General features: G+C 63.9%; 24 protein-coding genes and 2 pseudogenes. 15 read left to right on the top strand and 11 right to left on the bottom strand.

From position 1 onward, the window contains the following. Position 1: 1 nt before the first annotated feature. Entirely contained in the window at positions 2-2,188 is a 2,187-nt protein-coding gene (locus N2603_RS32480; RefSeq protein WP_260385331.1) for a xanthine dehydrogenase family protein molybdopterin-binding subunit, read from the bottom strand. Positions 2,189-2,199: 11 nt separating this feature from the next. Then, a pseudogene (locus N2603_RS32475) lies at positions 2,200-2,650 on the bottom strand ((2Fe-2S)-binding protein). A gap of 268 nt (positions 2,651-2,918) precedes the next feature. On the opposite strand from N2603_RS32475, the gene N2603_RS32470 reads away from it, so the two are divergent. Further along, positions 2,919-3,173, top strand: coding sequence for a hypothetical protein (locus N2603_RS32470; protein WP_018646167.1), 255 nt, complete (start codon positions 2,919-2,921; stop codon positions 3,171-3,173). Positions 3,174-3,201: 28 nt separating this feature from the next. Here the strand turns inward: N2603_RS32470 and N2603_RS32465 are convergent, their stop codons facing one another. Beyond that, positions 3,202-3,381: a hypothetical protein gene (locus N2603_RS32465; RefSeq protein WP_260424450.1), complete on the bottom strand. Its 180-nt coding sequence runs from the start codon at positions 3,379-3,381 to the stop codon at positions 3,202-3,204. Here N2603_RS32465 and N2603_RS32460 point away from each other — a divergent pair. From N2603_RS32460 to N2603_RS32435, 6 genes are all read left to right on the top strand, one after another. Next, positions 3,380-4,261 (top strand): radical SAM/SPASM domain-containing protein, encoded by an 882-nt coding sequence (locus tag N2603_RS32460; RefSeq protein ID WP_260424315.1) that lies wholly within the window; start codon positions 3,380-3,382, stop codon positions 4,259-4,261. The genes N2603_RS32465 and N2603_RS32460 overlap by 2 nt on opposite strands. Before the next feature lie 48 nt (positions 4,262-4,309). Continuing rightward, positions 4,310-6,256: a RiPP maturation radical SAM C-methyltransferase gene (locus tag N2603_RS32455; RefSeq protein ID WP_260385330.1), complete on the top strand. Its 1,947-nt coding sequence runs from the start codon at positions 4,310-4,312 to the stop codon at positions 6,254-6,256. After that, positions 6,253-7,413 (top strand): radical SAM protein, encoded by a 1,161-nt coding sequence (locus tag N2603_RS32450; RefSeq protein WP_260385329.1) that lies wholly within the window; start codon positions 6,253-6,255, stop codon positions 7,411-7,413. Before N2603_RS32455 ends, N2603_RS32450 begins: the two co-directional genes overlap by 4 nt. Beyond that, complete coding sequence (locus tag N2603_RS32445) at positions 7,410-8,825, top strand: hypothetical protein (RefSeq protein WP_260385328.1); 1,416 nt, start codon at positions 7,410-7,412, stop codon at positions 8,823-8,825. Before N2603_RS32450 ends, N2603_RS32445 begins: the two co-directional genes overlap by 4 nt. Positions 8,826-8,847: 22 nt before the next feature. Next, complete coding sequence (locus N2603_RS32440; protein WP_260385327.1) at positions 8,848-9,687, top strand: aKG-HExxH-type peptide beta-hydroxylase; 840 nt, start codon at positions 8,848-8,850, stop codon at positions 9,685-9,687. A 188-nt stretch (positions 9,688-9,875) separates the two neighbouring features. After that, the gene (locus N2603_RS32435; protein ID WP_260385326.1) at positions 9,876-11,492 is read left to right on the top strand and encodes a B12-binding domain-containing radical SAM protein; all 1,617 of its coding nucleotides are present in this window, start codon (positions 9,876-9,878) and stop codon (positions 11,490-11,492) included. 4 nt (positions 11,493-11,496) lie between these two features. Here the strand turns inward: N2603_RS32435 and N2603_RS32430 are convergent, their stop codons facing one another. Continuing rightward, a complete protein-coding gene (locus N2603_RS32430) occupies positions 11,497-12,885 on the bottom strand; it encodes an MFS transporter (protein WP_260385325.1) in 1,389 nt (462 codons plus the stop codon). Positions 12,886-13,050: 165 nt separating this feature from the next. On the opposite strand from N2603_RS32430, the gene N2603_RS32425 reads away from it, so the two are divergent. Both N2603_RS32425 and N2603_RS32420 read left to right on the top strand, forming a co-directional pair. Continuing rightward, positions 13,051-14,112: an isocitrate/isopropylmalate dehydrogenase family protein gene (locus N2603_RS32425; protein WP_260385324.1), complete on the top strand. Its 1,062-nt coding sequence runs from the start codon at positions 13,051-13,053 to the stop codon at positions 14,110-14,112. 233 nt (positions 14,113-14,345) lie between these two features. Then, positions 14,346-14,699, top strand: a complete 354-nt coding sequence (locus N2603_RS32420) for a UBP-type zinc finger domain-containing protein (RefSeq protein WP_260385323.1) — start codon at positions 14,346-14,348, stop codon at positions 14,697-14,699. Between the two features lie 346 nt (positions 14,700-15,045). On the opposite strand, the gene N2603_RS32415 is transcribed toward N2603_RS32420, so the two are convergent. After that, a complete protein-coding gene (locus N2603_RS32415) occupies positions 15,046-15,498 on the bottom strand; it encodes a hypothetical protein (RefSeq protein ID WP_260385322.1) in 453 nt (150 codons plus the stop codon). Positions 15,499-15,725: 227 nt separating this feature from the next. Between N2603_RS32415 and N2603_RS32410 the strand changes: the two genes are divergently transcribed. Further along, positions 15,726-16,727 carry an ABC transporter substrate-binding protein gene (locus N2603_RS32410; RefSeq protein ID WP_260385321.1) on the top strand — a complete coding sequence of 334 codons (1,002 nt, stop codon included), beginning with the start codon at positions 15,726-15,728 and terminating at the stop codon, positions 16,725-16,727. 175 nt (positions 16,728-16,902) lie between these two features. Here the strand turns inward: N2603_RS32410 and N2603_RS32405 are convergent, their stop codons facing one another. After that, positions 16,903-17,826: a LysR family transcriptional regulator gene (locus tag N2603_RS32405; protein WP_260385320.1), complete on the bottom strand. Its 924-nt coding sequence runs from the start codon at positions 17,824-17,826 to the stop codon at positions 16,903-16,905. A gap of 106 nt (positions 17,827-17,932) precedes the next feature. On the opposite strand from N2603_RS32405, the gene N2603_RS32400 reads away from it, so the two are divergent. Beyond that, positions 17,933-18,628: an alpha/beta fold hydrolase gene (locus tag N2603_RS32400; protein ID WP_260385319.1), complete on the top strand. Its 696-nt coding sequence runs from the start codon at positions 17,933-17,935 to the stop codon at positions 18,626-18,628. Positions 18,629-18,692: 64 nt separating this feature from the next. Here N2603_RS32400 and N2603_RS32395 read toward each other — a convergent pair whose 3' ends face one another. Together N2603_RS32395 and N2603_RS32390 are read right to left on the bottom strand one after the other, a co-directional pair. Next, positions 18,693-18,965, bottom strand: a complete 273-nt coding sequence (locus N2603_RS32395) for a hypothetical protein (RefSeq protein ID WP_260385318.1) — start codon at positions 18,963-18,965, stop codon at positions 18,693-18,695. Between the two features lie 593 nt (positions 18,966-19,558). Further along, complete coding sequence (locus N2603_RS32390; protein WP_260385317.1) at positions 19,559-19,723, bottom strand: hypothetical protein; 165 nt, start codon at positions 19,721-19,723, stop codon at positions 19,559-19,561. A 350-nt stretch (positions 19,724-20,073) separates the two neighbouring features. On the opposite strand from N2603_RS32390, the gene N2603_RS32385 reads away from it, so the two are divergent. Next, entirely contained in the window at positions 20,074-20,307 is a 234-nt protein-coding gene (locus N2603_RS32385; protein ID WP_018646837.1) for a DUF3551 domain-containing protein, read from the top strand. Between the two features lie 348 nt (positions 20,308-20,655). Here N2603_RS32385 and N2603_RS32380 read toward each other — a convergent pair whose 3' ends face one another. Further along, on the bottom strand, positions 20,656-21,063 hold the full coding sequence (locus N2603_RS32380; RefSeq protein ID WP_260385316.1) for a hypothetical protein: 408 nt from the start codon (positions 21,061-21,063) through the stop codon (positions 20,656-20,658). 494 nt (positions 21,064-21,557) lie between these two features. Between N2603_RS32380 and N2603_RS32375 the strand changes: the two genes are divergently transcribed. Next, positions 21,558-21,902: a hypothetical protein gene (locus N2603_RS32375; protein ID WP_260385315.1), complete on the top strand. Its 345-nt coding sequence runs from the start codon at positions 21,558-21,560 to the stop codon at positions 21,900-21,902. Between the two features lie 79 nt (positions 21,903-21,981). Here the strand turns inward: N2603_RS32375 and N2603_RS32370 are convergent, their stop codons facing one another. Further along, positions 21,982-23,025 carry a medium chain dehydrogenase/reductase family protein gene (locus N2603_RS32370; protein ID WP_260385314.1) on the bottom strand — a complete coding sequence of 348 codons (1,044 nt, stop codon included), beginning with the start codon at positions 23,023-23,025 and terminating at the stop codon, positions 21,982-21,984. A 177-nt stretch (positions 23,026-23,202) separates the two neighbouring features. Here N2603_RS32370 and N2603_RS32365 point away from each other — a divergent pair, with 177 nt between their 5' ends. Then, on the top strand, positions 23,203-23,514 hold the full coding sequence (locus N2603_RS32365; protein ID WP_260385313.1) for a hypothetical protein: 312 nt from the start codon (positions 23,203-23,205) through the stop codon (positions 23,512-23,514). A gap of 158 nt (positions 23,515-23,672) precedes the next feature. On the opposite strand, the gene N2603_RS32360 is transcribed toward N2603_RS32365, so the two are convergent. Continuing rightward, positions 23,673-23,915 carry a DUF1127 domain-containing protein gene (locus N2603_RS32360; RefSeq protein WP_260385312.1) on the bottom strand — a complete coding sequence of 81 codons (243 nt, stop codon included), beginning with the start codon at positions 23,913-23,915 and terminating at the stop codon, positions 23,673-23,675. 171 nt (positions 23,916-24,086) lie between these two features. Here N2603_RS32360 and N2603_RS32355 point away from each other — a divergent pair. Beyond that, positions 24,087-25,653, top strand: a pseudogene (locus N2603_RS32355) (winged helix-turn-helix domain-containing tetratricopeptide repeat protein). Positions 25,654-25,772 lie beyond the last annotated feature (119 nt).

Raw genomic sequence — 25,772 nt, 5'->3', positions numbered from 1 at the left:
TCTAGGCGAAGGTGATGTTCTGGTCGCGCAGCGGCACAGAGCGGATGCGCTTGCCGGTCGCCGCGAAGTAGGCATTGAGCACCGCCGGCGCCGCAACGCCGATGGTCGGCTCGCCGACGCCGCCCCAGAACCCGCCGCTCGGCACCATCACCGACTCCACCTTCGGCATCTCGTTGATGCGCATCGAATTGTAGGTGTCGAAGTTGCTCTGCTCGATCTTGCCGTCCTTGACGGTGCAGCCGCCGTAGAACAGCGCCGAGAGGCCATAGACGAAGGAGCCGGCGATCTGCCGCTCCACCTGCGCCGGGTTGACGACGTAGCCGGGATCGGTGGAGGCGACGATACGATGCACCTTGATCTTGCTGCCGTCGGTCACCGAGATTTCGGCGGCGCCGGCGACATAGCTGCCATAGCCCATCACCTGCGCGATACCGCGATAGACGCCTTGCGGCGCCGGCGTGGTCCAGCCGATCTTCTCGGCGACCGCATTGAGCACCGCCAGATGCTTGGGATGGTTGCCCATCAGCTTGCGGCGGAACTCTAGGGGGTCCTGGCCTGCGGCATGGGCGAGCTCGTCCATGAAGCATTCCATATAGATCGCGTTGTGATTGACGTTGACGCCGCGCCAGAAGCCCGGCGGAACGTGCGGGTTGCGCATCGCATGCTCGACCAGCAGGTTCGGCACCGAATAGCCGAACGCGGCTTCGCCGGATTGGGCGACGCCCTGGAATGCCGCCGGATCCATGCCGTTCTGCAGCGCTTCGGGGCGCAGCGAGAACAGGATCGATTGCCCGGACAGGCGGTAGTGCAGCGCGACCAGGTTGTTGTTGGCATCGAACGCGCCGGTCATCTTGCACTGGGTGATCGGGTGATACCGGCCGTGCGCCATGTCCTCTTCGCGCGACCACAGCAGCTTGACCGGTGTGCCCGGCATCTGCTTGGCAATCATGACCGCCTGGCGGACATAGTCGGTCTGGCCGCGCCGGCCGAAGCCGCCGCCGAGCATGACCTTGTGCACGTCGCACTTCTCCGCCGGCAGGCCTGACGCCTCCAGCACCGCCGCGAAGGCGGCTTCGCCGTTCTGGGTGCCGCACCAGACCTCGCACTTGTCCGCCGTGTAGACCGCCGTGGCGTTCATCGGCTCCATGGTGGCGTGGTTCTGGTAGGGATAGGAGTAGACGGCCTCGACCTTCTTGGCGGCGCCGGCGATCGCCGCCTTGGCGTCGCCGTTCTTGTTGCCGACATAGGCCGGCTGGTCATTGTCGAGACCTTCCGCCAGCCACTTTGCTATCGACTCGCTGGAGACCTTGGCGTTGTCGCCTTCGTCCCAGACGATCGGCAGCGCTTCCAGCGCGGTCTTGGCGTGCCACCAGGTGTCGGCCACGACCGCAACCGCGGTATCGCCGACCTTGACGACCTTCTTGACGCCTTTCATCCCGGCGACCTTGGCCTCGTCATAGCTCTTCAGCTTGCCGCCGAACACCGGGCAGTCCTTGATCGCGGCGTTCAGCATGCCCGGCAGCTTGACGTCGATGCCGTAGATCATCGCGCCGGTGGTCTTGTCGGCGGTGTCGAGCCGCAGCAGGCCTTTGCCGACGATGGTCCAGTCCTTGGGATCCTTGAGCTTGACGTCGGCTGGCGGCGTCAGCCTTGCGGCGGCCTCGGCGACCTTGCCATAGGTCGTGGTCCGGCCTGATCCCTTATGGGTGATGACGCCCCTGGCCACGGTGCATTCGGACGCCGGCACCTTCCACTCATTGGCGGCGGCCTCGATCAGCATCACGCGCGCGGTGGCGCCGCCCTTGCGGACATAGTCCTGCGAGGAGCGGATGCCGCGGCTGCCGCCGGTGGAGAAATCGCCCCAGACGCGTTTGCGGGCAACGCTCTGGCCGGGGGTCGGATATTCGGTGGTGACCTTCGACCAGTCGCATTCGAGCTCCTCGGCGACGAGCTGGGCAAGGCCGGTGAGCGAGCCCTGGCCCATCTCGGAGCGGGCGATGCGGATCACGACGGTGTCGTCGGGCCTGACCACGACCCAGGCGCCGATCTCGGGCGAGCCGTCGGCGGCGCGCACCACGGCGGGGCCGCCGAAGGGGATGTCGAGGCCGACTGCGAGGCCTGCGCCGACAGCAGCGCTGCCGATGACGAAGGCACGACGGTTCATCTTGGGAGAGACGTGCTTGTTCATGGGGCAGCTCCTTACGCGGCTGCGATCGTGTGGATCGCCTCGCGCACCTGCTGGAAGGTGCCGCAGCGGCAGATGTTGGTGATGGCCTCGTCGATATCGGCGTCGGTCGGCTTCGGCTTCTCGTTCAGCAGCGCCGCGACCGCCATGATCATGCCGCTCTGGCAATAGCCGCATTGCGGAACATCCTTCGCGATCCAGGCTTCCTGCACCTTGTGCAGCGTGGCTCCGGAGGCGAGCCCCTCGATCGTGGTGATCTTCTTGCCCTCGGCCTCGGCGACCGAGACGCCGCAGGAGCGGGTGGCGACACCGTCGATGTGAACCGTGCAGGCGCCGCATTGTGCGATGCCGCAGCCATACTTGGTGCCGGTCAGACCGACATTCTCGCGGATCGCCCAGAGCAGCGGGGTGTCCGGCTCGACGTCGAGTGTGAGGTTTTTTTCCGTTGATTGTTAGGTTTGCCATCGCAGTCCCCTGATTGGCCCAATCCACCGATTGGACTCAGGGGCGCAATGTGTCCGGCAAATTGGAACTGTTCAAATCAAGAGTCCGCGGGTGGCCGTCAAAGAGATCGAAACGCGCGGGGAAGTATGTCGGGTGCGCGGTGTCGCGGCGTGTGAACGGCCGTGCATGGCCGCAGCCCTTGGCCGCACAGAATTAATTTGACTAACCCAAGGCGTTGTACAACCTTTGCGTTTGATGGACCATTAGTCCATCCTAAGGGAGAAGTGCCATGGGCCGCATCGTCACGATTGATCTCGAAAAAGTTCTCGCGTCAGGTAACGATCTCAAAGCCAAGTCGCCTTCTGGACTCACGACACACGCAGACCTGCTCGGCCTTGCCAGCGACGTCAGCAAGGATCCCGTCTCGTATCTGAGCAGCGTCGGCGTTCAGCTCGACGACCAGACGGCAACGATGTTGCGGAGCAAGCTCGCCACGCGAAGCGGCGGCGTGCAGGCCGGAACGATCCATATCGACATCCTCTGATTCCGCGTCGGCATATCTCGTCGGCAGATCATGATGGCCGGCTGACCGGCTCGCCGGGCAGCCGGGATATGAGGTCGTCGGCCATGGCGCTCGGCGCACAATTCTTATCCGATTTTCGCGCGGCCAGGGTGACGCCCAGCAATCTCGTTCTCAACGTCACCTTGAAATGCCCGCTCAGATGTTCGCACTGCTGCTTTTCGTCTGACATGTTTCACGGCGGCCATTTGTCCGCCGCGGACGTCCACCGCTGCATCCGGCAAGCGGCGCAGATCCCGTCAATGGAGATCGTCCATTTCGTCGGGGGCGATCCGATGCTGCATGCGGACATCGTGGCCGAGGCCGTGGCGCTGGCGGCATCGCTGGGCTTGCGCGCCGGCATCACCACGAGTGCGTTCTGGGCCAAGTCGCCCGAGCGCGCGACGGCGGCCGTCCGGCGATTGCGCACGGCCGGCCTCACCGAAATGACGTTGTCGTACGACGATCCCCATGCCGAGTTCGTACCGCTGAACTTCATTGCCAACGCGGTGACGGCGGCGCGCGAGTGCGGCCTGATGCTGCGGATCGCGGTGGTGGTTGAAGCAGGCTCGAAGATCACCGCCGCCAGCCTGCGCGCCGATCTCGGCCTTCAGGACGAGTCCGGCATCAACATCTATGAGACCGTCGCCAACTCGACCGGCCGCGGCGAGGGCACGGATGAAAAAACGCAGGCCGGGCGCGTTCAGCACGCGTCGGCCTATCGCGGTCCCTGCGAGTCCGTTCTCCACACGGTTTCGATCGATCACGAGGGCGGCATCCGGCCGTGCTGCGGCGTGCTGCCTCATTACGATTCACTGAAGGTCGGGCACATCGCGAAGGAGGGGATCGAGGCCGCCATGCGGGCGGCCGCCGACGATCCTCTCTACCGATGGATCAGGCTCGAAGGGCCCATCGCCATCCTGGCCGCTGTCACGGCCGATGACCCCGTGCCGATGCGCGCAGGATTTCGACGGCATCTGCACCGCATGCGATCGCATCTTCCGCTCGCCGGACCTGTTGGCACGCGTGCGCGAAGCTGCCGAAACGCGTCGCAGCCAGATCGAGACCTGTGAGGTCCTGCTGGACGGGCAAGCCGCGCCTGCCAACATGGCGGCCGTCCCATGAGCACCGATGTCCTCTTCTGCTCGGCACCGGTGATGTCCGTGGTCCGGCCGTCGGCGGCGCTCGGTCTGTTGCAGGCGCTGCTGCGGCAGAAGGGTATTCGTGCCGAGACGCTCTACCTCAATCTGCTCTTCGCCGATCGTATCGGGCTCGATCTGAACGAACAGCTTGCGGAGAAGCTGCCGAGCCATCTCCTGGCCGGCGACTGGTTGTTTGGTGATTGCCTGGGTACGCGGCCCGACCGGCCGCAGGTGCAGCGCCACAGCCACGAGCTCGGCGCCGCCATCGCGCGCAAGGGGCTGGAGCAGCTCTACGAGATCCGCCGCAACCTGATCCCATCTTTCGTAGCCGAGGCAGCCGACCGCCTGCTCGAACGAAAGCCCAAGATCATTGGCTTCACCTCGATGTTCGAGCAGACGGTCGCTTCGCTCGCGATCGCGGCTGCGGTCAAGGTGCGGGATCCCTCCGTCGTGATCTGCTTCGGCGGCGCCAATTGCCACGGGCCGATGGGCGCGGTGCTGCTGAAGAACTTTTCGCAGATCGACTACGTCTTCAATGGCGAGGCCGATACCGTGTTCGGCCCGGCCGTGGAGGCGATCCTGCGCGGCGAGCAGCCCCGCGGCCTGCCGGGATGCGTGTCGCGCGACCAGCCCGCAACGGATGCAGCGGCCGGTCCGACCGCGATGGATGCGCTGCCGATTCCCGACTACGCCGATTATTTCGTGCAACTGGCCGAACTGTCCGACGCCGCGCGCGTGCGCCCCTCGATTCCGTTCGAGTCCTCGCGCGGCTGCTGGTGGGGCCAAAAACACCATTGCACGTTCTGCGGCCTGAACGGGCAGGGCATGGCGTTCAGGGCCAAGTCGGCGCCGCGCGTGCTCGAGGAAATCGAGACGCTGCATGCGCAGTTCGGAATCATCAGGTTTGCCGCGACCGACAATATCCTGGGCATGTCCCACATCGACGGCGTACTCGGAAAGCTCGCGGAACGCCCGGTGGGTGGCTTTCGCTTCTTCTACGAGATCAAGGCCAACATGGACGAGGCGCAGCTCGAGACGCTGGCGCTTGCGGGGACGGTCTGGTTGCAGCCCGGCATCGAGAGCTTGTCGGATCCGGTGCTGCATCTCATGCGCAAGGGCGTGAGCGCTCTGCTCAACCTGCGTCTATTGCGCAATTGCCGCGAGCTCGGCGTCGGACTGGTCTGGTCGATCCTCTATGGTTTCCCCGGAGAGCCGCGCGAGGCCTACGACACCGTCGCCAAGATGGTCCCGCTGCTGGAACATCTTCAGCCGCCGGTCGGCTGCGGCCGGATTCGCCTCGACCGCTTCAGCCCCAATTTCGAACGCGCCGCGGAGATCGGTTTTCGCAATGTCACGCCGATGCCGGCCTATGGCGCGATCTACGACGTCCCGGACGAGGATATCGCGAGCCTCGCTTATTTCTTCGAGGGCGATGCACCCGATGCCGCATGCGAGCAGGACTTGGTGTTGCTCAAGGACGCGAGCGCGGCATGGCGCGCGCGCTGGTTCGACCAGCCCTTCGCGCCGCAACTGACGATGACGGCCGTGGGCACCGCGCATCTTGTCAGCGATACGCGGGCCTGCGCGCTCCAGCCGTTCTATTGCCCGGCACCGGCCGAGATTGCCGTGCTCAATCTGCTGCGCAATCCCTGCACGCGGCCAAGCGCCGTTGCGCAGCTCGCAGATCGCTTCGACACTGTAACGGTCGAGGCTGCAATGGACGCAATCTTGACGCGGCGGCTTGCGGTCGAGATCGACGGCAGGATGCTGTCGCTCGTCACGGAGGCCGGCCGCGAGATCTTTGACGCCGATGCGCGCGCCGAGTTTCCGCTCGGATTCGTCCTGCCGCGCGAGCGCGCGACAGCTCGTGCGGCGTTGACTGAAGTTCGCGAAGAGCCGGCTGGCCTGGAACGGGTGCAGCCATGACCGTCGAAGTCCGCCCGCTCGGCGACAAGTGCAACATCAAGTGCCGCTACTGCTATCAGGAGGGCATTCGCACCGCCGGCAACGTTCCGACGCGCTACGATCTCGACGCGATCATGGCGACGCTGGACAGGCTGGCGGAGCCGTTCAGCCTGTTCGGCGGCGAGATCATGATGACCCGCCGGTCCGATCTCGAGCGCCTGATGCAGCTCGGCTTCGACCGTCACGGCGGCGTCGGCATGCAGACCAACGGCACGCTGATCGAGGAGCGCGACATCGAGCTGTTCAGGAAATATCGCGTGCGCATCGGCATTTCGATCGACGGCCCGGGACCGCTCAACGATGCCCGCTGGGCCGGCAGCCTGCCGGCAACGCGGCGCGCGACCGCGCGGATCGAGGCGGTGATCGAGACGCTGTGCCGCGAGGGCATGCCGCCGAACGTGATCGTGACGCTCAACCGGATGAACGCTGCGCCGGAACGGCTGGGCGTGCTGTGCGATTGGATCGGATTCTTGGGCGGGCTCGGTGTGTGCAAGCTGCGCCTGCATTTGCTGGAGCAGGACGAAACGGAAGGCGGCGAGGGGCTCGCACTTACCGCGCAGGAGAACCTGGCGGCCCTGCGGCGATTGCGCCGGCTCGAACAGGAGCTGCCGTCAATCCAGTTCGACATTTTCGCCGAGATGGCCGCGATGCTCCGGGGCGACGACGCGCGCACCTCGTGCGTCTTCCACGCCTGCGATCCCTATGCGACCCGCGCCGTGGTGGGCGTCGAGAGCGATGGCCGGCTCGGCAATTGCGGTCGTACCAACAAGGATGGCGTGACCCATCTGCGCGCGGGCCGCGAGGCGTTCGAGCGTCAGCTCTCGCTCTACCGGACGCCACAGGCCGAGGGCGGATGCCAGGGCTGCCGGTTCTTCCTGGCGTGCAAGGGCAATTGTCCGGGTACTGCGATCGGCGGCGACTGGCGGATGCGCTCGGTCGACTGCCCGGTATGGTTCGGCCTGTTCGAGGACATCGAGACCGAGCTTCAAGCGAAGGGAGAAACCGCAATCAGCCGGTCGGAGCGCCGGTCCGACCTTGAAGCGAAGATGATCGCGGCTTGGTCGATCGGTGACAATCCGACCTTGCATTCGCTGATCGAGCAGGTGGACGCACCATGACGTCCGCTTGGTTGACCTGGCCGCGCCCTCCGCTTGCGGCGACCCCGCGCGAGCCTGTTGTCGCCAAGGCGGCTACGCAGCGCATCAGCTTCAGCGGCCCGCAAGCCCGTAGCCTCTGGCAGCCGCGTCTGGAGCGTCTTCGGCATGCGGCGCTCGCGATCGAATTCGAGAAGGTACGCCAAGGGCGCATCCCGGCGACGCTGGTGTGGACCGACTATGATGGCGTCGACGCCTTGACGGAACGGGCGCGCGCGATCGCTCTCGACGCAAAGCCGGTCAAGGCCTCGCTCGGCTATGCCGCAGACTGGCCGCCTGAGGCGTCGATGGACGAACCGAAGCGGCTGCTCGACTATGCGTTCCTGATCGGTGCTCGGCCGCTCGATGCATCGATCGCGGAGCCTGCGGCGGATGGCCTGGCGCAGGCGGCGATGCGGTTCGGCTATCCCGCATGCTGCGCAAAGTCCTGGGCGAATGACCTCCGGCACGGCGGAAGCGATCCGCTGGCGAGCCTCCTCGCGCGCGATGACAAGGCGGCGATGCCAGCCCACGTCGCGCTCGCGGTTCTGGGACTGGGGCCGCTGCGGCACGCGCCGTGTTCGGCGGATTGTCTCGCCTCGCGGGAAGGCTCGCGCGCGTTCCTCGATCTCGGCCGCGAACTCGGATTTGTCGAAGAGATGGCGTGGCTCGAGGAGATCGCTGATTGGGCGGTCGATGCGTCGCTGGTCAATGGCATCGCCGAGATCACGACGGCGGCCTTCCGCTGCACGTGGCTCTCGGACGAGGGGGCGGCGCGGGCTCGGCCGCTGCGTCGCGCAGTGATGCGCCCCGAGAAACGAAAGGCCGCGCCGGTCGAGCCCGCGGACAGCGCCAACATCCTCGCCGAATTCGGCAATGGTTTTGAAGCGGCTGGATTCGAAAGCCCCTTCGCCATGCGCTCGCGCTTCAGCACGGTGGTGTGGGAGCAGACCGCTGCGTTGCGCCGCGCCACATCAGCCGTGCATGTCGGGTGCCGCGAAGGGCTCCTGCTGGAGCTGATCGCGCAAACGAAGCCCAAGCTGAAACTGTACGGCACCGAGGAAGATGCTGCGGCAGCGGAGGCCGCGCGCCGGCGCCTCGGCGCGTCCTTGCCGGTGCTCGGCGGGGCCGGCCTCGAGGCGCTTGCGGCGCTGGCGCGCCTCGTACCCGAAGGACTGGACCTCGCCTTCGTCGATCCGGAGCAGCTTGGCGGTCCCGACGCGCTGGCCGCCGTCCGCGCGGTCGCAAGAACGGTGATCCTGATTGGCACCGACCGCTCGCTGCACCGGTTCAAGGACATGAATGCGTATGCCGCGGCGATGGGGCTCGCCTTGTTGCCTGGACGGGCAGCGAGAGTCTCTGCGGCGCTCTCGACGGCGAATGATCGCCTGCACTGACCGGTTCGAAGGAGTACGCGCCATGAATGCGACGTCGATTGACTGGGAACGCACGGCACGCCCGCAGGCCGACGGCTACGACACCGCCGTCGCACTCGGCCTGATCGAAACCGAGCCGACGCCGTGGCGCCCGCTGCCGCCGCAGCGGCCTGCGGTGAACGGCGCGCCGTCGATTGCGGAGGGCAGGGTCGCCCTGCGCACCGAGGATCCGTTGCTTCCCGCGCCGCGGTTCGTCCCCGACGCGCAAGCGGTCCCGGCGATGGAGCAGGCGCTCCACTACGTCCGCCGCTGGCCGCTCGCTGCGAAACAATGGCCTGATATCGTGCATACGATCCAGTGCTATCACGACACCGAGCAGCCGACCGAGGGACCCGGCCGCCTCGGTTCGGCCAGCCACTCGGTCGATGCGCGCTTCGGCGTCATCGGTCTGACGGTGAACTGCCCGCTCGCGACCGCGCAGGCGATCGTCCATGAGATGGCGCATCACAAGCTGAGGGCGTTCGGCGTCGCCAACGAGAATGCGATCCGGATCATCAGCAATCCGCAGGAGGAGCTCTATCCGAGCCCCATCGTGGTCGACCGGCCGCGCCCGATGACGGCGGTGCTGCACGCGCAATATTCGTTCATCCACGTCACCCAGCTCGACGTGCACATGCTGGAGCAGGAGGAGGATCGGCACGTGCGCAGCGACATCCGCCAGCTGCTCGCGCGCAACGCATCGCGGATGGAGAAGGGGTTCGAGACCTTGCGGCAGCACGCCCGCACCGACGGGCCGGGCCGCGAGTTCCTCGGCGCGTTCTTCGCCTGGTGCAGTGATGTCCTGGCGACCAGCCGAAAGATGCTTGCGACCGAGCGCGCCTGATCGGCTCGGTCCGCGGCAGGCCGGGTTCCAGCCCGAAATGCCAGATAATGCGGCCTGAAGCGACGCCCGGCGGTGAACGCGGGTTCCAGGCCCCGACCACCGCTGCGTTGCGGCGACAGTTTGTCCCTTTTGCAGGGGTGCAAGACGGAAATGCTTTGCTACACTGCACCCGAGTCAAAAGGAGTTCCATGAACGTGCCGGGTCCCAACGTGCTAATGCTCTATCCGCTGTTCTCGGCAGAGTCCTTCTGGAGCTTTGGCGAATCCTGCAAGGTGATGGGCGTCAAGCGCCCTGCGGCCCCTTTGGGCCTGATCACGGTCGCCGCGATGTTGCCCAAGGACTGGACGGTCCGGCTGATCGACTGCAACACGCAAGCTTTCGGCGACGAGGATCTCGCCTGGGCCGATGTCGTCTTCACCGGCGGCATGTTGCCGCAGCAGGCCGACACGCTGCACCTGATCGAGCTCTGCCGCGCCGCCGGCAAGCCGGTGGTCGTGGGCGGGCCCGATCCCACCTCCAGCCCCCACATCTACGAGAAGGCCGACTTCCGGGTGCTCGGCGAGGCCGAAAGTGTCATTGACGAGTTCATCGCAGCCTGGGAGGGCGGGGCCCGCGCCGGTGTGTTCACCGCGCCGAAATTCCAGGCCGACGTCACCAAGACGCCGGTGCCGCGCTTCGACCTGCTCAAATTCGAGGACTATCTCTATATCGGTGTGCAGTATTCGCGCGGCTGCCCGTTCACCTGCGAGTTCTGCGACATCATCGAGCTCTACGGCCGCGTGCCCAGGACCAAGACGACCGAGCAGATGTTCGTCGAGCTCCAGACGCTCTACAACATGGGCTATCGCGGCCATCTCGACTTCGTCGACGACAATTTCATCGGCAACAAGAAATCGCTGCGGCAGTTCCTGCCCCAGCTCGCCGAATGGCAGCGCGCTCACAACTATCCCTTCGAGCTGTCGACCGAAGCTTCGGTCAACCTCGCCGACGATCCTGAACTGCTGGAGCTGATGGGAGCCGCAAATTTCTTCGGCATCTTCGTCGGCATCGAAAGCCCGGACCCCGCGACGCTGGTCGCGATGCGCAAGAAGCAGAACACGCGGCGCAACATTGCCGAGAGCATCCACAAGATCTACGCCGCCGGCATGCTGGTCACCGCGGGCTTCATCGTCGGCTTCGACAACGAGAAGGTCTCGATGGCGGAGGCGATGATCGATTTCATCGAGGAGGCCGCGATTCCGGTCGCCATGGTCGGCCTGCTCTATGCGTTGCCGAACACGCAGCTGACGCGCCGCCTCGAGCGCGAAGGCCGGCTGCATACGGGCCACGATGTGGCGCCGACCATCGGTGCCGATCAGTGCACGGCCGGCATCAACTTCGATCCGGTCCGCCCGTTGCGCGACATCCTGATGGACTACAAGCGGGTGCTGGAGCACATCTATAGCCCGGCGGCGTATGCGAGGCGCGTCGACCGCCTGATGACGCTGCTCGACCGTTCCAGGCAGCGCCCCGAACTCGCCGAAGGAGACATCCGCGCCAGGCTCGGGGCGATGGAGACGGTGCACCGCGTCGTCACCGCGCTTCCCGAGGCGCGCGGGCCGCTGTGGCAGACCTTCATGAACTGCGCCAAGCGCGACACGTCATCGGCGCGCATTGCGGTGCAGATGATTGCCGCCTATGCGCATCTCGGGCCGTTCTCGCGCAAGGTCATCGAAGCCATCGACACGCGCCTCGCTGCGCTCGATGACGAGTCGGTCGTCCCCGCAGCGACGATCGACGTGACTGCGGCGCGGCACCTGGCCTGAAGCCTTACTTCACCGCGAGCCGCAAAAAGCTCATGACGCTGCCGAGCGCGGCAAAGCCCGCGCCGAGGGCCAGCGCGACGGTTGCGCCGTCGTGGCCGGCAAGGGCAAAGCAGAGGGCGGCGAGCGCCGCGCCCGTGGTCTGCCCGGTCAGGCGTGCGGTGGCGACGATGCCGGAGGCGCTGCCGCTGCGATGGGGCGGGGCGCTCGACATCACCGCCTTCATGTTCGGCGCCTGAAAGAAGCCGAACCCCATGCCGCAGATCACCATCCGCCAGATGATGTCGGGGATGGCAGGGTTGGACGGAAGCATCGCGAGCAATGCCATGCCCAGGCCAAGCAGCACGAGGCCGATGCCGCCGAGCAGGCCGACCGCGTGGCGGTCGGACAGGCGTCCTGCGATCGGCGCCATGATGCCGACCACCAGCGGCCATGGCGTCATGAAGAAGCCGGTCTCGACCTGCGAGCGCCCGAGCACGTCCTCGAAATAGAACGGCAGCGAGACGAAGGCGAGGCCCTGGACGGCAAAGGAGCACACCGCGGTTGCCGCCGACAGCGCGAACATCGGCCGGGCGAACAGGTCGATTGGCAGCATCGGCGCGGGATGGTCGGCATGGCGGCGCGTCAGGATGAAGCCGAACGCGATGGCCGCGACCAGCTCGATGCCCACGACAACCGGCGACAAATTGTGCGCGGCGCTGCCGATGCCGGTGATGAACAGGCCGAGGCAGGCCGATGCGAGGATCGCGCCGAGGAAATCAAAACCGTGATCGGCGCGCGGGGTCTTCGGCAACATCGCAAAGCCGATGCCGATCGCGACCAGGCCGAACGGAATGTTGACGGCGAACAGCCAGGGCCACGGGCCGAGCGCGAGGATGGCGGAGGCGATCGAGGGGCCGAAGGTGAAGGCGGTCGCGACAACAAGCGCGTTGTGGCCGAAGCCGCGGCCGAGCATGCGGCCGGGATAGACGAAGCGCACCAGCGCCGTGTTGACGCTCATGATGCCGCTGGCGCCAAGGCCCTGCAGCGTGCGCGCGACCAGGAGGCTGTCCAGCGACCACGCGACCGCACAGAACAGCGAGGCGATGGTGAACAGGATCAGGCCGCCGAGATAGATGCGCTGATGCCCGACGATCTCGCCGAGCGCCCCGAGCGGCAGCAGGGTCGCCACCAGCGCAATCTGATAGACGTTGACCACCCACACCGACTGCTCCGGCGTGACGTGCAGATCGGCGGCAATGGCGGGCAGTGCGATGTTGGCGATCGCGGTGTCGAGCGAGGCCATCGCCAGTGCGGTGAAGATCGCAGCGATGGCCCAGCGCCGCTGCGCTGCCGGAAGGCCATCGGCGGTGATGTGGTCGGGCTCGCGCGTGGCGGCAGGTAACGTGATTGTCATTGCGTGAGCGCGTTGCTCCGGCGGCCGAGGGGACATTTGGCATGTACTACGCCGAAGGCAGCTTCCACAGGCATATGCTTGCATGCTGTGTATGCGCGAAGATGAGGCGATGTTGCCTTGCGCCGGCGTATGATCGCGCCGGCTGCCGCAATATGGGGAAACGCCATGCAAATCGTCGTTCTGCCCGGTGACGGCATTGGTCCGGAGATCACGACCGCGACATCGGGCGTGTTGCGCGCGGCCTCCGAACGCTTCCAGCTCAATCTCCGCCTCGAGGAGCATGCGGTCGGGCATGCGAGCCTGAAGCTATCGGGCACGACGGTGCGCCCCGAGCTGCTCGACATCGCCCGCGCCGCCGACGGCCTGATCCTGGGGCCGACCGCGACCTTCGACTTCAAGGACGAGGCGCATGGCGAGATCAATCCATCCCGGCATTTCCGCAAGAATCTCGATCTCTATGCCAATGTCCGGCCCGCGCGCACCTATGAGGGGCGGCCCGGCCGCATCGGTGATTTCGACCTCGTCGTGGTGCGTGAGAACACTGAAGGGTTTTATGCCGACCGCAACATGGAGCACGGCAATGGCGAGATGCTGGTCACGCCCGACGTCGCGATCTCGCTGCGCCGGATCACGCGCCTGTGCTGCGAGCGCATCGCGCATGCCGCCTGCCGCCTCGCGATGAAGCGGCGCAGGCATCTCACCATCGTGCACAAGGCCAATGTGCTCAAGATCGGCGACGGCATGTTCCTCGAGATCTGCCGCGCGGCGGCGAAGGGCTATCCCGGCCTCGCGGTCGACGACATCCTGGTCGACGCCATGATGGCGCATGTGGTGCGGAGCCCCGACCGTTTCGACGTGATCGTCTCGACCAACATGTTCGGCGACATCCTGTCCGATCTCACGGCGGAGCTGTCAGGCAGTCTCGGGCTCGGCGGCTCGCTCAATGTCGGCGACCGCTACGCGATGGCGCAGGCCGCGCACGGCTCGGCGCCTGACATCGCAGGCCAGGACGTCGCCAACCCGGTCTCGCTGATCCTGTCGACGGCGCTGCTGCTGGCCTGGCACGGCGAGAAGACCAGCGCCGTGCGCTATGAAGAAGCCGCGCGTGCGATTGAGTCGGCGGTGGCGAAGGCGCTTCGCGAGGGCAGGGCGACGCGCGACGTCGGCGGCAAGCTCGGTACCATCGCGATGGGGGCGGCGATCGCGGAGATCCTGCAGGCGGAGTGAGAGGCCTCTTCGCTTGTTCTTGGGGCCCAAACAAAAAAGTCGAAAAACAACCCCATGCACAGTAGAACGGCCCTTGATCGATAAGAGATTTTCGCGATACGTCGCGACGGCATCTGCAGCTGCAGCTGCGATCAAGTTGACCCGTCGGGCAAAACACTGGCAGGATGCGATCGTGGCGGATCGCGGCGCAAATGCATCTGCGGCGACGGCACGTACTTCCAGCGGGTTGACCTATGAAGTCTGAGACGGATGGCATCAACCTCGCAGCCAAGCCAAGTGGAACGGGTTGCGTGGAATGCTCGGCTGCAGGCGGGTGGTGGCTGCATCTTCGCCGATGCGTCGAATGCGGTCACATCGGCTGCTGTGATGCTTCACCCAATCAGCATGCATCGAAGCACAACGCGGCGACAGGGCACCCGATCATCACGAGCTTCGAGCCGGGCGAACGATGGTTTTACGACTATCGCACAGGAGAGGCTTTCGCCGGCCCGAAGCTTCAAGGCCCGCAATCGCATCCGTTGGATCAGCCGGTGCCCGGACCCGCCGGAGCGGTGCCTCCGGACTGGCAAACACGGCTGCATGAATAGGCGATAGGCGGCCCCCGGCGACATGGCCCCCGCCCAGGTACCGCGGGATGGCGGCATCCGAACAAGCGCAGCCTCGGGATGAGCCCGGCCCACGTCGTGGGACCGAAGCCGATGGACCTGCAGTTCTGGCCGGGTGTCGTCACCATGGTGATGATTGCAACGGACGCTCGGCATGGTTCGTCGGCGCGCTGATGATCTTCATCTACGCGGTCTTCGCGCTGACGCTGTATGTGGTCCCGCCGGCGGGCCAGGGATGAAGTGCTGCTGCCCGTCGGCGCGTGCATTGGCTCATCGGCGGACGGCGGCCAGTGAATAGCCATCTTCCGAAGACGCGAATACGTTTCCGCTAGTAAGCCCAGTAGCTGCCGGAGGGCGCGCAATAATCGCCGCCGTAACCATAGCCATAGTCGCCGCCATACCCGTAATAGGACGCGGCCGGATAGCCGTAGGCGGGATAACCGCCATAGTAGCCGCCATAGCTTCCATAATAGGCGCTTCGCGCGATCGCGCCGCCGACGACCGCGCCGGCGACGCCGTAACCGAGGCCGCGATATCCGTAGCCGCGATAGCCCCAGCCTCCACGATAGCCGTAACCGCCACGGTAACCCCAGCCGACGCCGCGATAGCCGTAGCCGCCACGCCAGCCGCCGACCCAGCGCACTTCGGTCGCGGCCTGATCGACCATCGATTTCATCGTCGAAAGATGCGTCGGGATCGGCCCGGCCTGGGCGCCCGTACCGAGCAGCACGGCGCTCGCAGCTGCGAGAACGAGGCTACGCAGGGAATTCGAGGAGGTCATGGTCGATCATCTCCTGGGCTAGGGCGGCGCGTTCTGCGCGGCCATCGAGCTTATTCCGTTGTGGCGCTGCCGTGGCGGCGTTGATCTGGATCAAGCATCTGAGTGACGCATCAGTGCGACTTCGGCACGTAGGATGGGTAGAGCACTTGCGAAACCCATCAGGCTCTATGGCGGACATGGTCGATGGGTTTCGCTGCGTTCTACCCATCCTACGGGCTGAGGGCCCCATGAAACGGCGCAAGTTCATCACTGTCATTGGGGGGCTGGCTGCCACGTGGCCGTTCGCAGTTCATGCTCAGCAATCGAGCAGGCTTCGCCAGATTGGTATGCTTTCACTCGGCCGCGGCGACAAATCCGACGCCAGTCTGAAGACGCTCGATGCGTTTGTCCCGGCATTGCGTGAGCTCGGCTATGCCGAAGGAAAGGATGTCGCATTTCATCGCAGATTCGCGGACGGCGATGCCGACAAGCTCAGCGAGCTCGCGCAGGAATTCGTGGCGCAACGGGTCGATGCAATCGTTGCTTTGGCTACACCGGCCGTCCGCGCCGCCAAGAAAGCGACTTCCACCGTTCCTATTGTCGGCATAGGCATGGCCGACCCCGTCGAGGACGAACTCGCTTCCAGCCTGGCGCGACCGGGCGGCAATGTGACCGGGACGACATTTCTTGGCCCGGAGCTGGTGTCCAAACGGCTTCAATTGCTCAAGGTGATCGTTCCCGGTCTTTCGCGCGTCGTCGTACTGTGGCACCCCCGGGCATACGGTGAGCGCACGATGAAGGGGATGCTGAACGAGATCGAGCGTGCCGCTCAATCTCTCGCAGTCAAGCTTCAACTTGTGCCGGCGGAAGGTCCTGCCGATCTCGAAGGCGCGTTCGCGGACCTGGCCAAAGCGCGCGCCGATGGCCTCGTCCTGTTTCCCAGCCCGATGCTGTACAGCCAGTACACGCGGATTGTGCCATTTGCCGAGAAGAACCGACTGCCGGCCATCTACGCCGCCAGGGAAGCAGTGGATCTCGGGGGCCTGGTCTCCTACGGCGTCAACCTGCCTGACTTGTCGCGTGCCACCGCCGGCTATCTGGCCAGAATTCTCAAAGGTGCAAGGCCGGCCGAATTGCCGATACAGCAGCCGACCAAGTTCGAGCTGGTCATAAACCTTGCAACGGCCAAAACGCTTGGCTTGTCGATTGGTCGGGACTTTCTCCTGGTCGCCGACGAGGTGATCGAATGAGCAGCCCGCAGAATGGGTAGGCCCGCAGGAAGGGTAGAGCCCTTGCGAAACCCATCTCGCTTCATGTCGGATACTGTCGATGGGTTTCGCTGCGCTCTACCCATCCTGCGGGCTACCTTGCTTTCGTTCACCTTGCCTCGATCAGGTTGTGGCTTCGCACTAATGAGTCCACGTCCTAGTCAGCCTCAACGTAGCGAATGATGCTCTGATCTTGAACGCTTGCAACCAATTCATCCGCGCGGGACAAAAGCCGGTAGAGCAAAGGAGAGGAATTTGCCTGGTTGTAGCCGAGAGTGAGATCGACGGTTGGTGGGACGCCCTCGAGCGCTCTAGCAACAACGTTTGGCGCCAGCATATTTTGCGCATAGAGCGGAACGAGAGTCACTCCGCCCGTGGATGCGACCAGCGACATGGCCGACGATATGTTCTCGCCTTCATACTTTGCCTTGAGCACGATCCCAACCTTCGACGCATAATCCTGAATCACAGCGTGCAATACCGGAGACGTTCTCGCCGAGCTGACATAGATCTCGCGGACAAGATCCTGTGGGCGAATCCTTTTGCGCGAGGCCAAGCGATGGTCTGCCGGCAGCACTGCGATCAAGGGCTCCTTCGCCAACAACTTGAAGGTCAGGCCTGCGTTCTGTTTCTCAGGGCGGAGAAAGGCTATGTCCAGCTTCCCGCGCGTTAATGCGAGGGCGAGTTCTGGCGAGGACTGACTACACAGGGTAACTTCGACCTCGGGCTCTTCCTCGCGGAGGATACGCAATAAGTGGGGGAGCCACATCACCTCCAGCCCGACCATGAACCCCATGGAAAGTGCGGGCTTTTGCGGCTGCGCGGTCCGCCGCGCACCATCTGTCGCCGCTTCGACTTGCGACAGCGCCAGCCGCGCGTGATCGAGAAAAACTCTTCCGGCATCGGTAAGCGTCACCCCACGCGCCTGGCGCTCCAGCAACTGCACGCCAACTTCGGATTCCAAATCACGAATCTGCCGGCTCAGCGACGGCTGCGAAGTGTTCAGGCGCCGTTGGGCAGCGGTCAAAAAGCTACCTTCCTCTGCGACTGCAATGAAATAGCGCAAATGCCGAAGTTCCATCCGTCCCTCGATATGCTTCCGAGGCATACATCGCAGCCTACTAGGTCTTTGTTTTTACCGGAAGCAAGACCTACCTTCGCGGCTCAACCAAAAGGGGATAACAGCCATGCCTTCAACTTCCAAGCCGGCAATCGTTTTTTGCCATGGCCTTTGGGCCGACGGATCATGCTTCAGCAAAGTCATTCCGGCCTTGCAGGCGGATGGGCACGAAGTGCTCGCCGTCCAGTACGGGCTCAACAACTACGCGGATGACGTGGCCACAGTGAAGCGCACGCTGGGTCGGGTCAACAGCCCCGCGATCCTTGTCGGTCACTCCTACGGCGGAGCCACCATCACGGGAGCGGGGACCGACGACCGCGTAGCGGGACTGGTTTACATCGCCGCCGTTGCCCCGGATGTGCAGGAGACCGTGCAAAGCGAACTGAACAAATACCCCACCGAAATCTTCTCCCAGATCGAGGTCGCCGGCGGACGTGTCTGGATCAAACCGGAAGGCGTCAAGTACTTCGCGGGAGACCTTTCCGAGCAGGAGCAGAAGCTGGTCTGGGCAACCCACTACCCACCCGCTGCCGACCTGCTCGAGCAGCAGAAGCTCGACGAGGTTGCCTGGAAGTCGAAGCCGAGCTGGTTCATCCTCGCGCAGAAGGACCAGACGGTGCATCCGGAACTTCAGCGTTTTCTGGCGAAGCGCATGAACGCGACGACAATCGAAACCAACAGCAGCCACGTCATCATGCTCTCACAGCCTGATCTCGTTATCGAGGTCATCCGCAAGGCCGTTGCCGCGGTTCAAAAAGGTTAGTCGAAGTAAGTTTACGTTTCTGCGCGAAGGAGATGCCGTTTGCAAGGCGGCCTCTCCTTCCAGTTCAAGAGACGGCAGCGCGCACGGCCTCGCCCAACTCTATACTCAAGCGTGCCCTTGCTTCGAATGGGTCCTGAGCTTGCGCAACGAACGGCACCATCGGCAGAACGATGGTAAGTACGCGCACGATGGCTCCTTGCTCCATTTCTTGTTCGTCATCGTGCGGATCGCCCGGGGTCAAGGCCATCTTCTTCATTCTCTCCCAAATACCGGGAGTATGGTCCTCCAACGCCGCAATCGCTTCCTGCATCTGCTCGTCGGTAAAGAACGTGCCCATGAGAAACTCGCGGCGCAGTTTAGACGGGATAACGGCACTTCAGAGCACGCCGCATGACAAGCAAGGCCACGATGACTGCAACAACGGTGAACCAAACCAAGGGCGGAACCGGCGATTGATGGTGGATGTGGGCAATGTATATCACAAGCGCCAACAAAACGAGCACGAGCGCGTTCGACAACCAATAAAGGGGCGAGCGTAACAGTCCGGTTGGCGCGAGTTCTGTCGCGCGTTCAGTCGCCCGCCTAGTGAGCCACCAGCAAAAGCCGAAAGAGGCGAGGGCAATGATCCAGGACATTCTCAAGCTTTCTCATGCAGCTTTATAGATGGCCCTACCGCGAATACTCAAATTGAATGGATGAGCTTAACGCAACCGACCTCGCCCAGCATTTCGCCTTCTGGCCCTTGGCTGACTTCCGCTCTTCGCCTGGCACGGTCCGCTTCAGAGAGCTGAGCGGACCACCGTCGTGGAGCTGCCGAGGGCAGCCTTTGACCCAAGCGGACCTTGCAGGGCCAGTTTAATTCGGTCGGCGATCGTCAGGCACTTGGCTTGCTGCCGATGAGGCATCCAGGGCCACGACAATGTGTGCTCGTTAGTCTTCCGACCTGATCGAGGCACTGCTCTTGCGCAGCGCCTCTAGTGCGATGCGGGTGTGGTGGACAGCTTCTTGGCTGCCGGCCTTTTCGAGCGCTTCGAGAGCCCAGATCAAATACTGCATAGCGGTTTCAGCGTCAGCATTCGGGTTGGTGGTGGTCATGCAACCAGTTCGTAGCGCATTCCATTCTGTTCGTCCCCGGCATCCGCGCATGGACAGCATGCAACTGCGATCGGCCGATGAGTGCAAAAGTGAACGGTCCTTGGATTGTGGAAGCAAGCAGCCGGTCAGTGGCCCGAGGCTGCCTCTCGGCGCTCGTCCAGGCGTCGGGTGTCGAGTGTAGACGGGAAGCGGCTTGCAGGGATCTCGGGAAATTCACCGCGAACTCTAAGGGTATGATCGGATCATCATTCGGAGCGCTGAAGTTATAGTCGATCCTGGTCTTGGCGCCTTTCCAACTCAAGTGGAGCACGGGTGAGCACTCACCCAACGAGTAATACAGGAGGACTCCGATGCGCCGTATTCTGTTTGCTGCGGTTTCCGCCATTTTGATCTTGGTCACGGTCGGATCGCTCTCGCCCGCAGTCGCAGATCGCTACTGCCTGCAAGGCCGCCGCTGGGGCCATCCCGGCAACTGCCAGTTCGAGACTCTCCAGCAGTGCAGGGCAGCTGCCGCCGGCACCCATGCGTCCTGCGGGATCAATCCGCGCTATGCATTCGGACGCTCGCGGCAGGGCAGACAGTAATCGAGCGCCGCGCGGGCTCGTGGTCCTTGGTGGACTTGCGTCAGTTTCGGCGGAGGTACTGCTCTTGCGCGAAAGTCGCGCAGGCGGTGCAGCGATACGCTGCCCCTGTGATCGACGAAGGGCGTGATGTCGCCTGTTGGCCCATAGCAGGCAAGCTCGTGGGAAGGGTAGAGCACTTGCGAAACCATCAGCTCCATGTCGGATGCTGCGGATGGGTTTCGCTGCGCTCCACCCATCCTACTGGCTACGGGCCTGCTCCCCGGTAACCACTGGCGGCTTACATTCCGCGGATCACGCGTCGTCGAATACGCCATCCGCATCTGCAAATCGGCCTCGCATAAACGAGCCTTAAGCTTTTAGATCCGTGATCCTCATAATTGCGACCACGTTTCCGTCATTGTACGCCTGCTCTTTCGTGTCCTTGTTGCAGGTCCAGACAAAGTTCTTCTTGCCCGTAAAGACCTTTCCGTCCTGATCGAGCCGAAGCTCCCCTTCGGTGATGTGGCAAACCATGGCATTCATCATCGGGGGGCCCATGGTCTTCGACCCCGGCTGCATGATGACGTCGCGCATCGAGACGGTCTTGAAACCGGGGATGAGGGATGGTGTCTCGCCCTCGTATTCGCGCACCACCACTCCTGGCCACGGCGTCGTATCCTTGTAGCCCGCGGTTTGAGCGGAGGCGGGCTTCATCACGGCTGCGGCAGCCGCTGCCAACCCGATTCCCAATGCAGACCTTCGATTGATCTTGCTCATCGCTTTCTCCTGAAGTTACTGCAACGCCGCCGCAAAAGCGGCTCACGCATTCGTGGACTGTGAATGGTCATGCGAGACCGAAAAAGGGGCGGTCTCTCAAGGATGCATACCTGCCGACAGCATTAGCTCTGCTCGTTCGTCCCGAACGGCGACTTCGGCACATCCCGCTTCAACGGCAACTGCATTCTACGCCACCTGAGGTGCTTGAGAAACAGGTGGTTTCGTCTGAAGACGCCGATTGGCGTACCGTCAAGAGCAGGGGACTGCGGCTCCAGGGAATGCCCGGAGTTGGGCTGAGCTGAACAGCGCAGAGCCCTTGCGAAACCCATCACGATTTACGTCGGCCGTATCGATGGGTTTCGCTGCGCTCTACCCATCCTACGCGCGCTGAGGTTTGCGACGAGGCAAGCGCCAGTTTGGCGCCCCTTCCCAGCCTGGAACTTTGCCGATGCTTTGTCGTTCCCGGTGAGCGGGCGCAAATGTAGGCGGAAGCCATGAAATGGATGCTTGTGGTCCTGGTTGGCGGCGTCTCGCCCGTCAATACCGATCTGGTGTTCGACAAGTTCAGCGAATGCCTCGCCGCTGAGGAACAGATGCGGCAGCACTACGCCGATGCGTTCGATGCGTGGGATCGTATGGCTGCGACAAGAATTGACCGGCGCAGGGACTACAAGAAAGCGCGCGAGATTGAGGCCAAACGGCTGTTGAGCAACGTGGGGACGTGTGTCCCGCATGGTGGCGGTGAGCAGCAGCCCGTTACCTCGCAGCAGCAGCCTCCCGCCACACCATCGCAACAGCCTGCTACGCCATCCCCGTCGCAGCCGGTACCGCGAACTTAGCAGCAGTGATGGACTGACACCTCGGACGCCAGACGTCGAAGGTCTCATCGTACGACTTATCGCCAGCCGGCGCGCCGCGTCAGGCGGCGCGCTGGTTGCGTCGCGAGGAGAGATCCGGGCACAGCACGAGCTTGCCCTCGAGACCGCCAGCCTCGAGGCGGCGGTGAGCATCGGCCACCTCCTCGAAGGAGATCCGCCCGGCGATGCGCGGCCGGATGGCACCACTTGCCAGAAGCTCGAACAGTTGCTCCAGGTCCTCCTTGAACCAGGCGGGATGTCGCGCCCGCATGGCATTGACCGAGTAAAAGCGGGCTCGCTTGCCGCCGGGCAACAATCTCCACAAGTACAGGCGCGCGATCTCCATCACGATAGGAAGCATTCGACGCTGTGCCTGCACGCTCGCCGAGAAGCCGATGGCGCAGAGCAGGCCACCTGGCTTGAGCGCTGCGTATGAGCGGCGATAGCCGTCTTCGCCGACGCCGTCGACAATGACGTCGAACCCGCCCGGCAGAATCCGCGTGAAGTCCTCGTGCTGGTAGTCGATCGGCGCTGCCCCCAGGTTTTGGACGAGCGCCATGTGCTCGCTGCGCACAGTGCCCCACAGCTCGAGGCCGGCCAGTCTCCCGAGCACGAGCAGCGCCTGGCCGACCGCGCCGGCGGCTCCGTGAACGAGAACGCGCTGGCCCTGCAGAACCTTGGCCGCGCGGTGCAGAAGCTGGTAAGCGGTCGTCCAGCTCAAGATCAGCGCGGCCGCTTCAGCGGCGTCCACGCCCACCGGCACGCGGGTGAGGTCGTTCGCGCGAAGCGTGCGATACTCGGCGTTCGACCCGACCACCGTCATGTCGGCCACGCGGTCGCCGATCTGAAAGTCGTGCACGCCTTCGCCGAGCTGATCGATGACGCCCACCACGTCGTAGCCCATCACGAACGGCGGCCGGAGGCGCATCGTTTGCGGGTAGAGATGCCGCCTGATCAACACCTCGGTGTAGTTGAGGCTCGACGCAAGGACGCGAACGCGCACCTCGCCGCGGCCGGCGGTCGGCAGGCGAGCGTCGACGATCTCCAGTGCCTCGGGATCACCGAAGCGGCTGACCTGAACAACCCGATTGCGCTGCTCCATCATGGGCGATCTCCACGCAATGCCGTCATTCAGCGCAAGGGCGGCAGACTGCCGTCCGGCTCGAAAAATTGAATTGATCCAGATCAAGCTTGAGCGTGCACCGCTTGGAATTCTCCTCGGGCCAAATGACCAGCCGGGTCATCTGGCGCCATCATTCATATTTTTTTATTGGAGGAGAAAATGCCTGCAGTCATTATGCAGTTCGTTTCGCATCCAAGACCCGGTAGCGATCTTGCGACCGTCCTACAGCTGGCAAAAGAGGGTGCGACACTCTGGAAGAAACACGGGGCCGATGTCAGCTATTGGTCGGTGATCGGCGGCGAGGTCGGAAACTATGCCTTCGTTGCTCGCTTCGATAACGTGGAAGCTTATGGTCGTACCTTGGCATCGCTGGGCGCCGATCCGGCTTTCGTTGAATTTCAAGCCAAGCGGCTGAAGGCCGGGCAATCGGATTGGGTGCGCTCCAACGTGGCCATCCAGGTTGATCTCTGACCGAGCGCCTTCTCTCCCGCGTGCGAGACCGCCTTCGGGCGGTCTCCTGCTGTGCGGCCGATGTCGCCTGCCAGGCCCGATACTGACGTCAAGGACATACTTGTTGAAGGCCGGTCAGCAGGTCGTGCCGGACCGTCCACCGCTGGCGGAGGTCGGCATCATCCGGGCGATCGTATGCCTCGCGGGTCGGTATCCCGGTGCGAGGCCACGTAGTCGATCTCGCCATACGTAATCCCGATATCCATCAGCTCCCGATCACTCAGGTTGCAAAGATCGCGCCGCAGCCGCTCCCATTTGCGCCACTCCTGAAAAGCCGTCCAACAATTCTTGAAGGCGCTGACACTGCGCCGCTGCGATACGCCCGTCTGGACCAAGCCCGTTGTCTGGTAAATCGTGCTCATGGCAGCATCCTCGGGTGCCTGTTTCCACCCCGGACAAGCTGCCAGGATCCGGCCCAGCACGCTTGACCGGCAACTTACATTTTCCTCACCGCCAGCTTATTCTTGCGATTTCCACCGGGGCCAAAGCGCTGGCCGGTGACCGGGACCTCTGAATTCAGGGAGTTTCGCAGCTTGCGCTATCTCTTCGAGGACTATGCTCTGGATCCCGACCGTCGCGAGCTGTATCGCGGCGCGAATGTCGTCCCCGTGGCGCCGCAAGTCTTTGACCTGCTGGACTACCTCATCCGCAACCGGGAGCGGGTCGTCAGCAAGGACGACCTCATCAACGCCATCTGGAATGGGCGCAGCGTCTCGGATGCGGCGTTGACGACGCGCCTGAACGTTGCCCGGAGCGCGGTGAGCGACACCGGAGACGAGCAGCGTCTGATCAAGACGTTGCCGCGGAAGGGCTTCCGCTTCATCGGACCAGTGCGGGAGGAAGGGCGCGATGGTCGGGCGCTCGCCGACAGCGGGGGCGAACCAGAAAAACCGGCCCTCGCGCTCCCCGATAAACCCTCGATCGCCGTGCTCCCGTTCGCCAATTTGAGCTCCGATCCGGAGCAGGAGTATTTCGCAGATGGCGTCGTGGAGGATATCACCATGGCGCTGTCTCTCTTTCGCTGGCTGTTTGTGATCGCACGCAATTCGAGCTTCACCTACAAGGGCCGGGCCGTGGACGTGAAGCAGGTCGGCCGCGAGCTTGGCGTGCGTTATGTGCTCGAAGGCAGCGTGCGCAAAGCCGGAAACCGCGTTCGTATCGCGGGTCAGCTCATCGATGCCGAAACTGGAGCGCATCTCTGGGCGGACCGCTTCGAAGGGCCGATCGAGGACATGTTCGATCTGCAGGACGACGTGACGTCCAGCGTCGTGGGCGCAATCGCCCCGAAGCTGCAGCATGAGGAGATCAAGCGGGCCAGGCGCAAGCCGACCGAAAATCTGGATGCGTACGACTATTACCTGCGCGGGCTGGCGAAAGCGCGTTGGACCAAGGGCGCGAACAGCGAGGCGCTCCAGCTCTTTTACAAGGCGATCGAGCTGGACCCTCATCTTGCCTGTGCCTATGGGATGGCCGCCTGGTGCCACGTTCGGCGCAAGGCGCTGGGTTGCATGAACGATCACGCTGGAAAGTGCGGAGGCCACGCGGCTGGCTCGGAAGGCCGTGGATCTGGGGGCGGATGATCCATTCGCGCTATGTATGGGTGGATACGCACTCGCGTTTCTGGCCCATGAGTTCGATGACGCCGCGGCCTTCATGGATCGGGCACTGGCCGTCAATCCAAACCTGGCCAGAGCCTGGATGCTCAGTGCCTGGTTGCGCGTCTGGAGAGGCGAGCCGGACCTCGCGCTCGAGCACGCTGCGCATGCCATGCGCCTGAGCCCGCGCGATCCGTCCATGTACTACACCACGTACGGAGCCATGGCCTATGCTCATTTCCTGGCGAGCCGCTACGATCTTGCGTTGGCATGCGCCGAACAGGCCGTGCGCGACAATCCGGGTTTTCTGCTGTCGGTCTGCATTTTTGCGGCCAGCAATGCGATCGCCGGACGGCGTGAGCAGGCGCAAAGAGCCATGTCACGCGCGCTCGAATTCAATCCCGATCTGCACCTCTCCAACCTAAGAGATTTGGCGCCATTTCGCCGCACGGAGGACTTCGCGATCTTTGCCAAGGCTCTCCGTGACGCGGGCCTGCCACAGTGACGCGCTCTGCCGCACGCGGCAGGGCGACGGCCGTCAACTTGGACGGCTTGTGTGACTGATATCACTTACGCCGCGCTTGCCTTTCATCAGGCTCCGCATAGGCTGCGCACATATATTCG

Origin of the sequence: Bradyrhizobium huanghuaihaiense, assembly GCF_025200885.1 — a bacterium.
Lineage (GTDB): Bacteria > Pseudomonadota > Alphaproteobacteria > Rhizobiales > Xanthobacteraceae > Bradyrhizobium > Bradyrhizobium huanghuaihaiense.
The sequence above is the reverse complement of the archived record's forward strand: the minus strand, read 5'-3'. Positions and strand labels throughout refer to the sequence as shown.

Excerpts from the sequence above, each read along its gene's own strand:
- N2603_RS32470 (WP_018646167.1), top strand. The coding sequence starts at position 2,919 with ATGGGCCGCATCGTCACGATTGATCTCGAAAAAGTTCTCGCGTCAGGT.
- N2603_RS32360 (WP_260385312.1), bottom strand. The coding sequence starts at position 23,915 with ATGAGCACGATTTACCAGACAACGGGCTTGGTCCAGACGGGCGTATCG.
- N2603_RS32410 (WP_260385321.1), top strand. The coding sequence starts at position 15,726 with ATGAAACGGCGCAAGTTCATCACTGTCATTGGGGGGCTGGCTGCCACG.
- N2603_RS32365 (WP_260385313.1), top strand. The coding sequence starts at position 23,203 with ATGCCTGCAGTCATTATGCAGTTCGTTTCGCATCCAAGACCCGGTAGC.
- N2603_RS32445 (WP_260385328.1), top strand. The coding sequence starts at position 7,410 with ATGACGTCCGCTTGGTTGACCTGGCCGCGCCCTCCGCTTGCGGCGACC.
- N2603_RS32455 (WP_260385330.1), top strand. The coding sequence starts at position 4,310 with ATGAGCACCGATGTCCTCTTCTGCTCGGCACCGGTGATGTCCGTGGTC.
- N2603_RS32400 (WP_260385319.1), top strand. The coding sequence starts at position 17,933 with ATGCCTTCAACTTCCAAGCCGGCAATCGTTTTTTGCCATGGCCTTTGG.
- N2603_RS32480 (WP_260385331.1), bottom strand. The coding sequence starts at position 2,188 with ATGAACAAGCACGTCTCTCCCAAGATGAACCGTCGTGCCTTCGTCATC.
- N2603_RS32380 (WP_260385316.1), bottom strand. The coding sequence starts at position 21,063 with ATGAGCAAGATCAATCGAAGGTCTGCATTGGGAATCGGGTTGGCAGCG.
- N2603_RS32430 (WP_260385325.1), bottom strand. The coding sequence starts at position 12,885 with ATGACAATCACGTTACCTGCCGCCACGCGCGAGCCCGACCACATCACC.
- N2603_RS32460 (WP_260424315.1), top strand. The coding sequence starts at position 3,380 with ATGTTTCACGGCGGCCATTTGTCCGCCGCGGACGTCCACCGCTGCATC.
- N2603_RS32385 (WP_018646837.1), top strand. The coding sequence starts at position 20,074 with ATGCGCCGTATTCTGTTTGCTGCGGTTTCCGCCATTTTGATCTTGGTC.
- N2603_RS32405 (WP_260385320.1), bottom strand. The coding sequence starts at position 17,826 with ATGGAACTTCGGCATTTGCGCTATTTCATTGCAGTCGCAGAGGAAGGT.
- N2603_RS32425 (WP_260385324.1), top strand. The coding sequence starts at position 13,051 with ATGCAAATCGTCGTTCTGCCCGGTGACGGCATTGGTCCGGAGATCACG.
- N2603_RS32440 (WP_260385327.1), top strand. The coding sequence starts at position 8,848 with ATGAATGCGACGTCGATTGACTGGGAACGCACGGCACGCCCGCAGGCC.
- N2603_RS32435 (WP_260385326.1), top strand. The coding sequence starts at position 9,876 with ATGAACGTGCCGGGTCCCAACGTGCTAATGCTCTATCCGCTGTTCTCG.
- N2603_RS32390 (WP_260385317.1), bottom strand. The coding sequence starts at position 19,723 with ATGACCACCACCAACCCGAATGCTGACGCTGAAACCGCTATGCAGTAT.
- N2603_RS32450 (WP_260385329.1), top strand. The coding sequence starts at position 6,253 with ATGACCGTCGAAGTCCGCCCGCTCGGCGACAAGTGCAACATCAAGTGC.
- N2603_RS32420 (WP_260385323.1), top strand. The coding sequence starts at position 14,346 with ATGAAGTCTGAGACGGATGGCATCAACCTCGCAGCCAAGCCAAGTGGA.
- N2603_RS32465 (WP_260424450.1), bottom strand. The coding sequence starts at position 3,381 with ATGTCAGACGAAAAGCAGCAGTGCGAACATCTGAGCGGGCATTTCAAG.
- N2603_RS32395 (WP_260385318.1), bottom strand. The coding sequence starts at position 18,965 with ATGGGCACGTTCTTTACCGACGAGCAGATGCAGGAAGCGATTGCGGCG.
- N2603_RS32415 (WP_260385322.1), bottom strand. The coding sequence starts at position 15,498 with ATGACCTCCTCGAATTCCCTGCGTAGCCTCGTTCTCGCAGCTGCGAGC.
- N2603_RS32370 (WP_260385314.1), bottom strand. The coding sequence starts at position 23,025 with ATGATGGAGCAGCGCAATCGGGTTGTTCAGGTCAGCCGCTTCGGTGAT.
- N2603_RS32375 (WP_260385315.1), top strand. The coding sequence starts at position 21,558 with ATGAAATGGATGCTTGTGGTCCTGGTTGGCGGCGTCTCGCCCGTCAAT.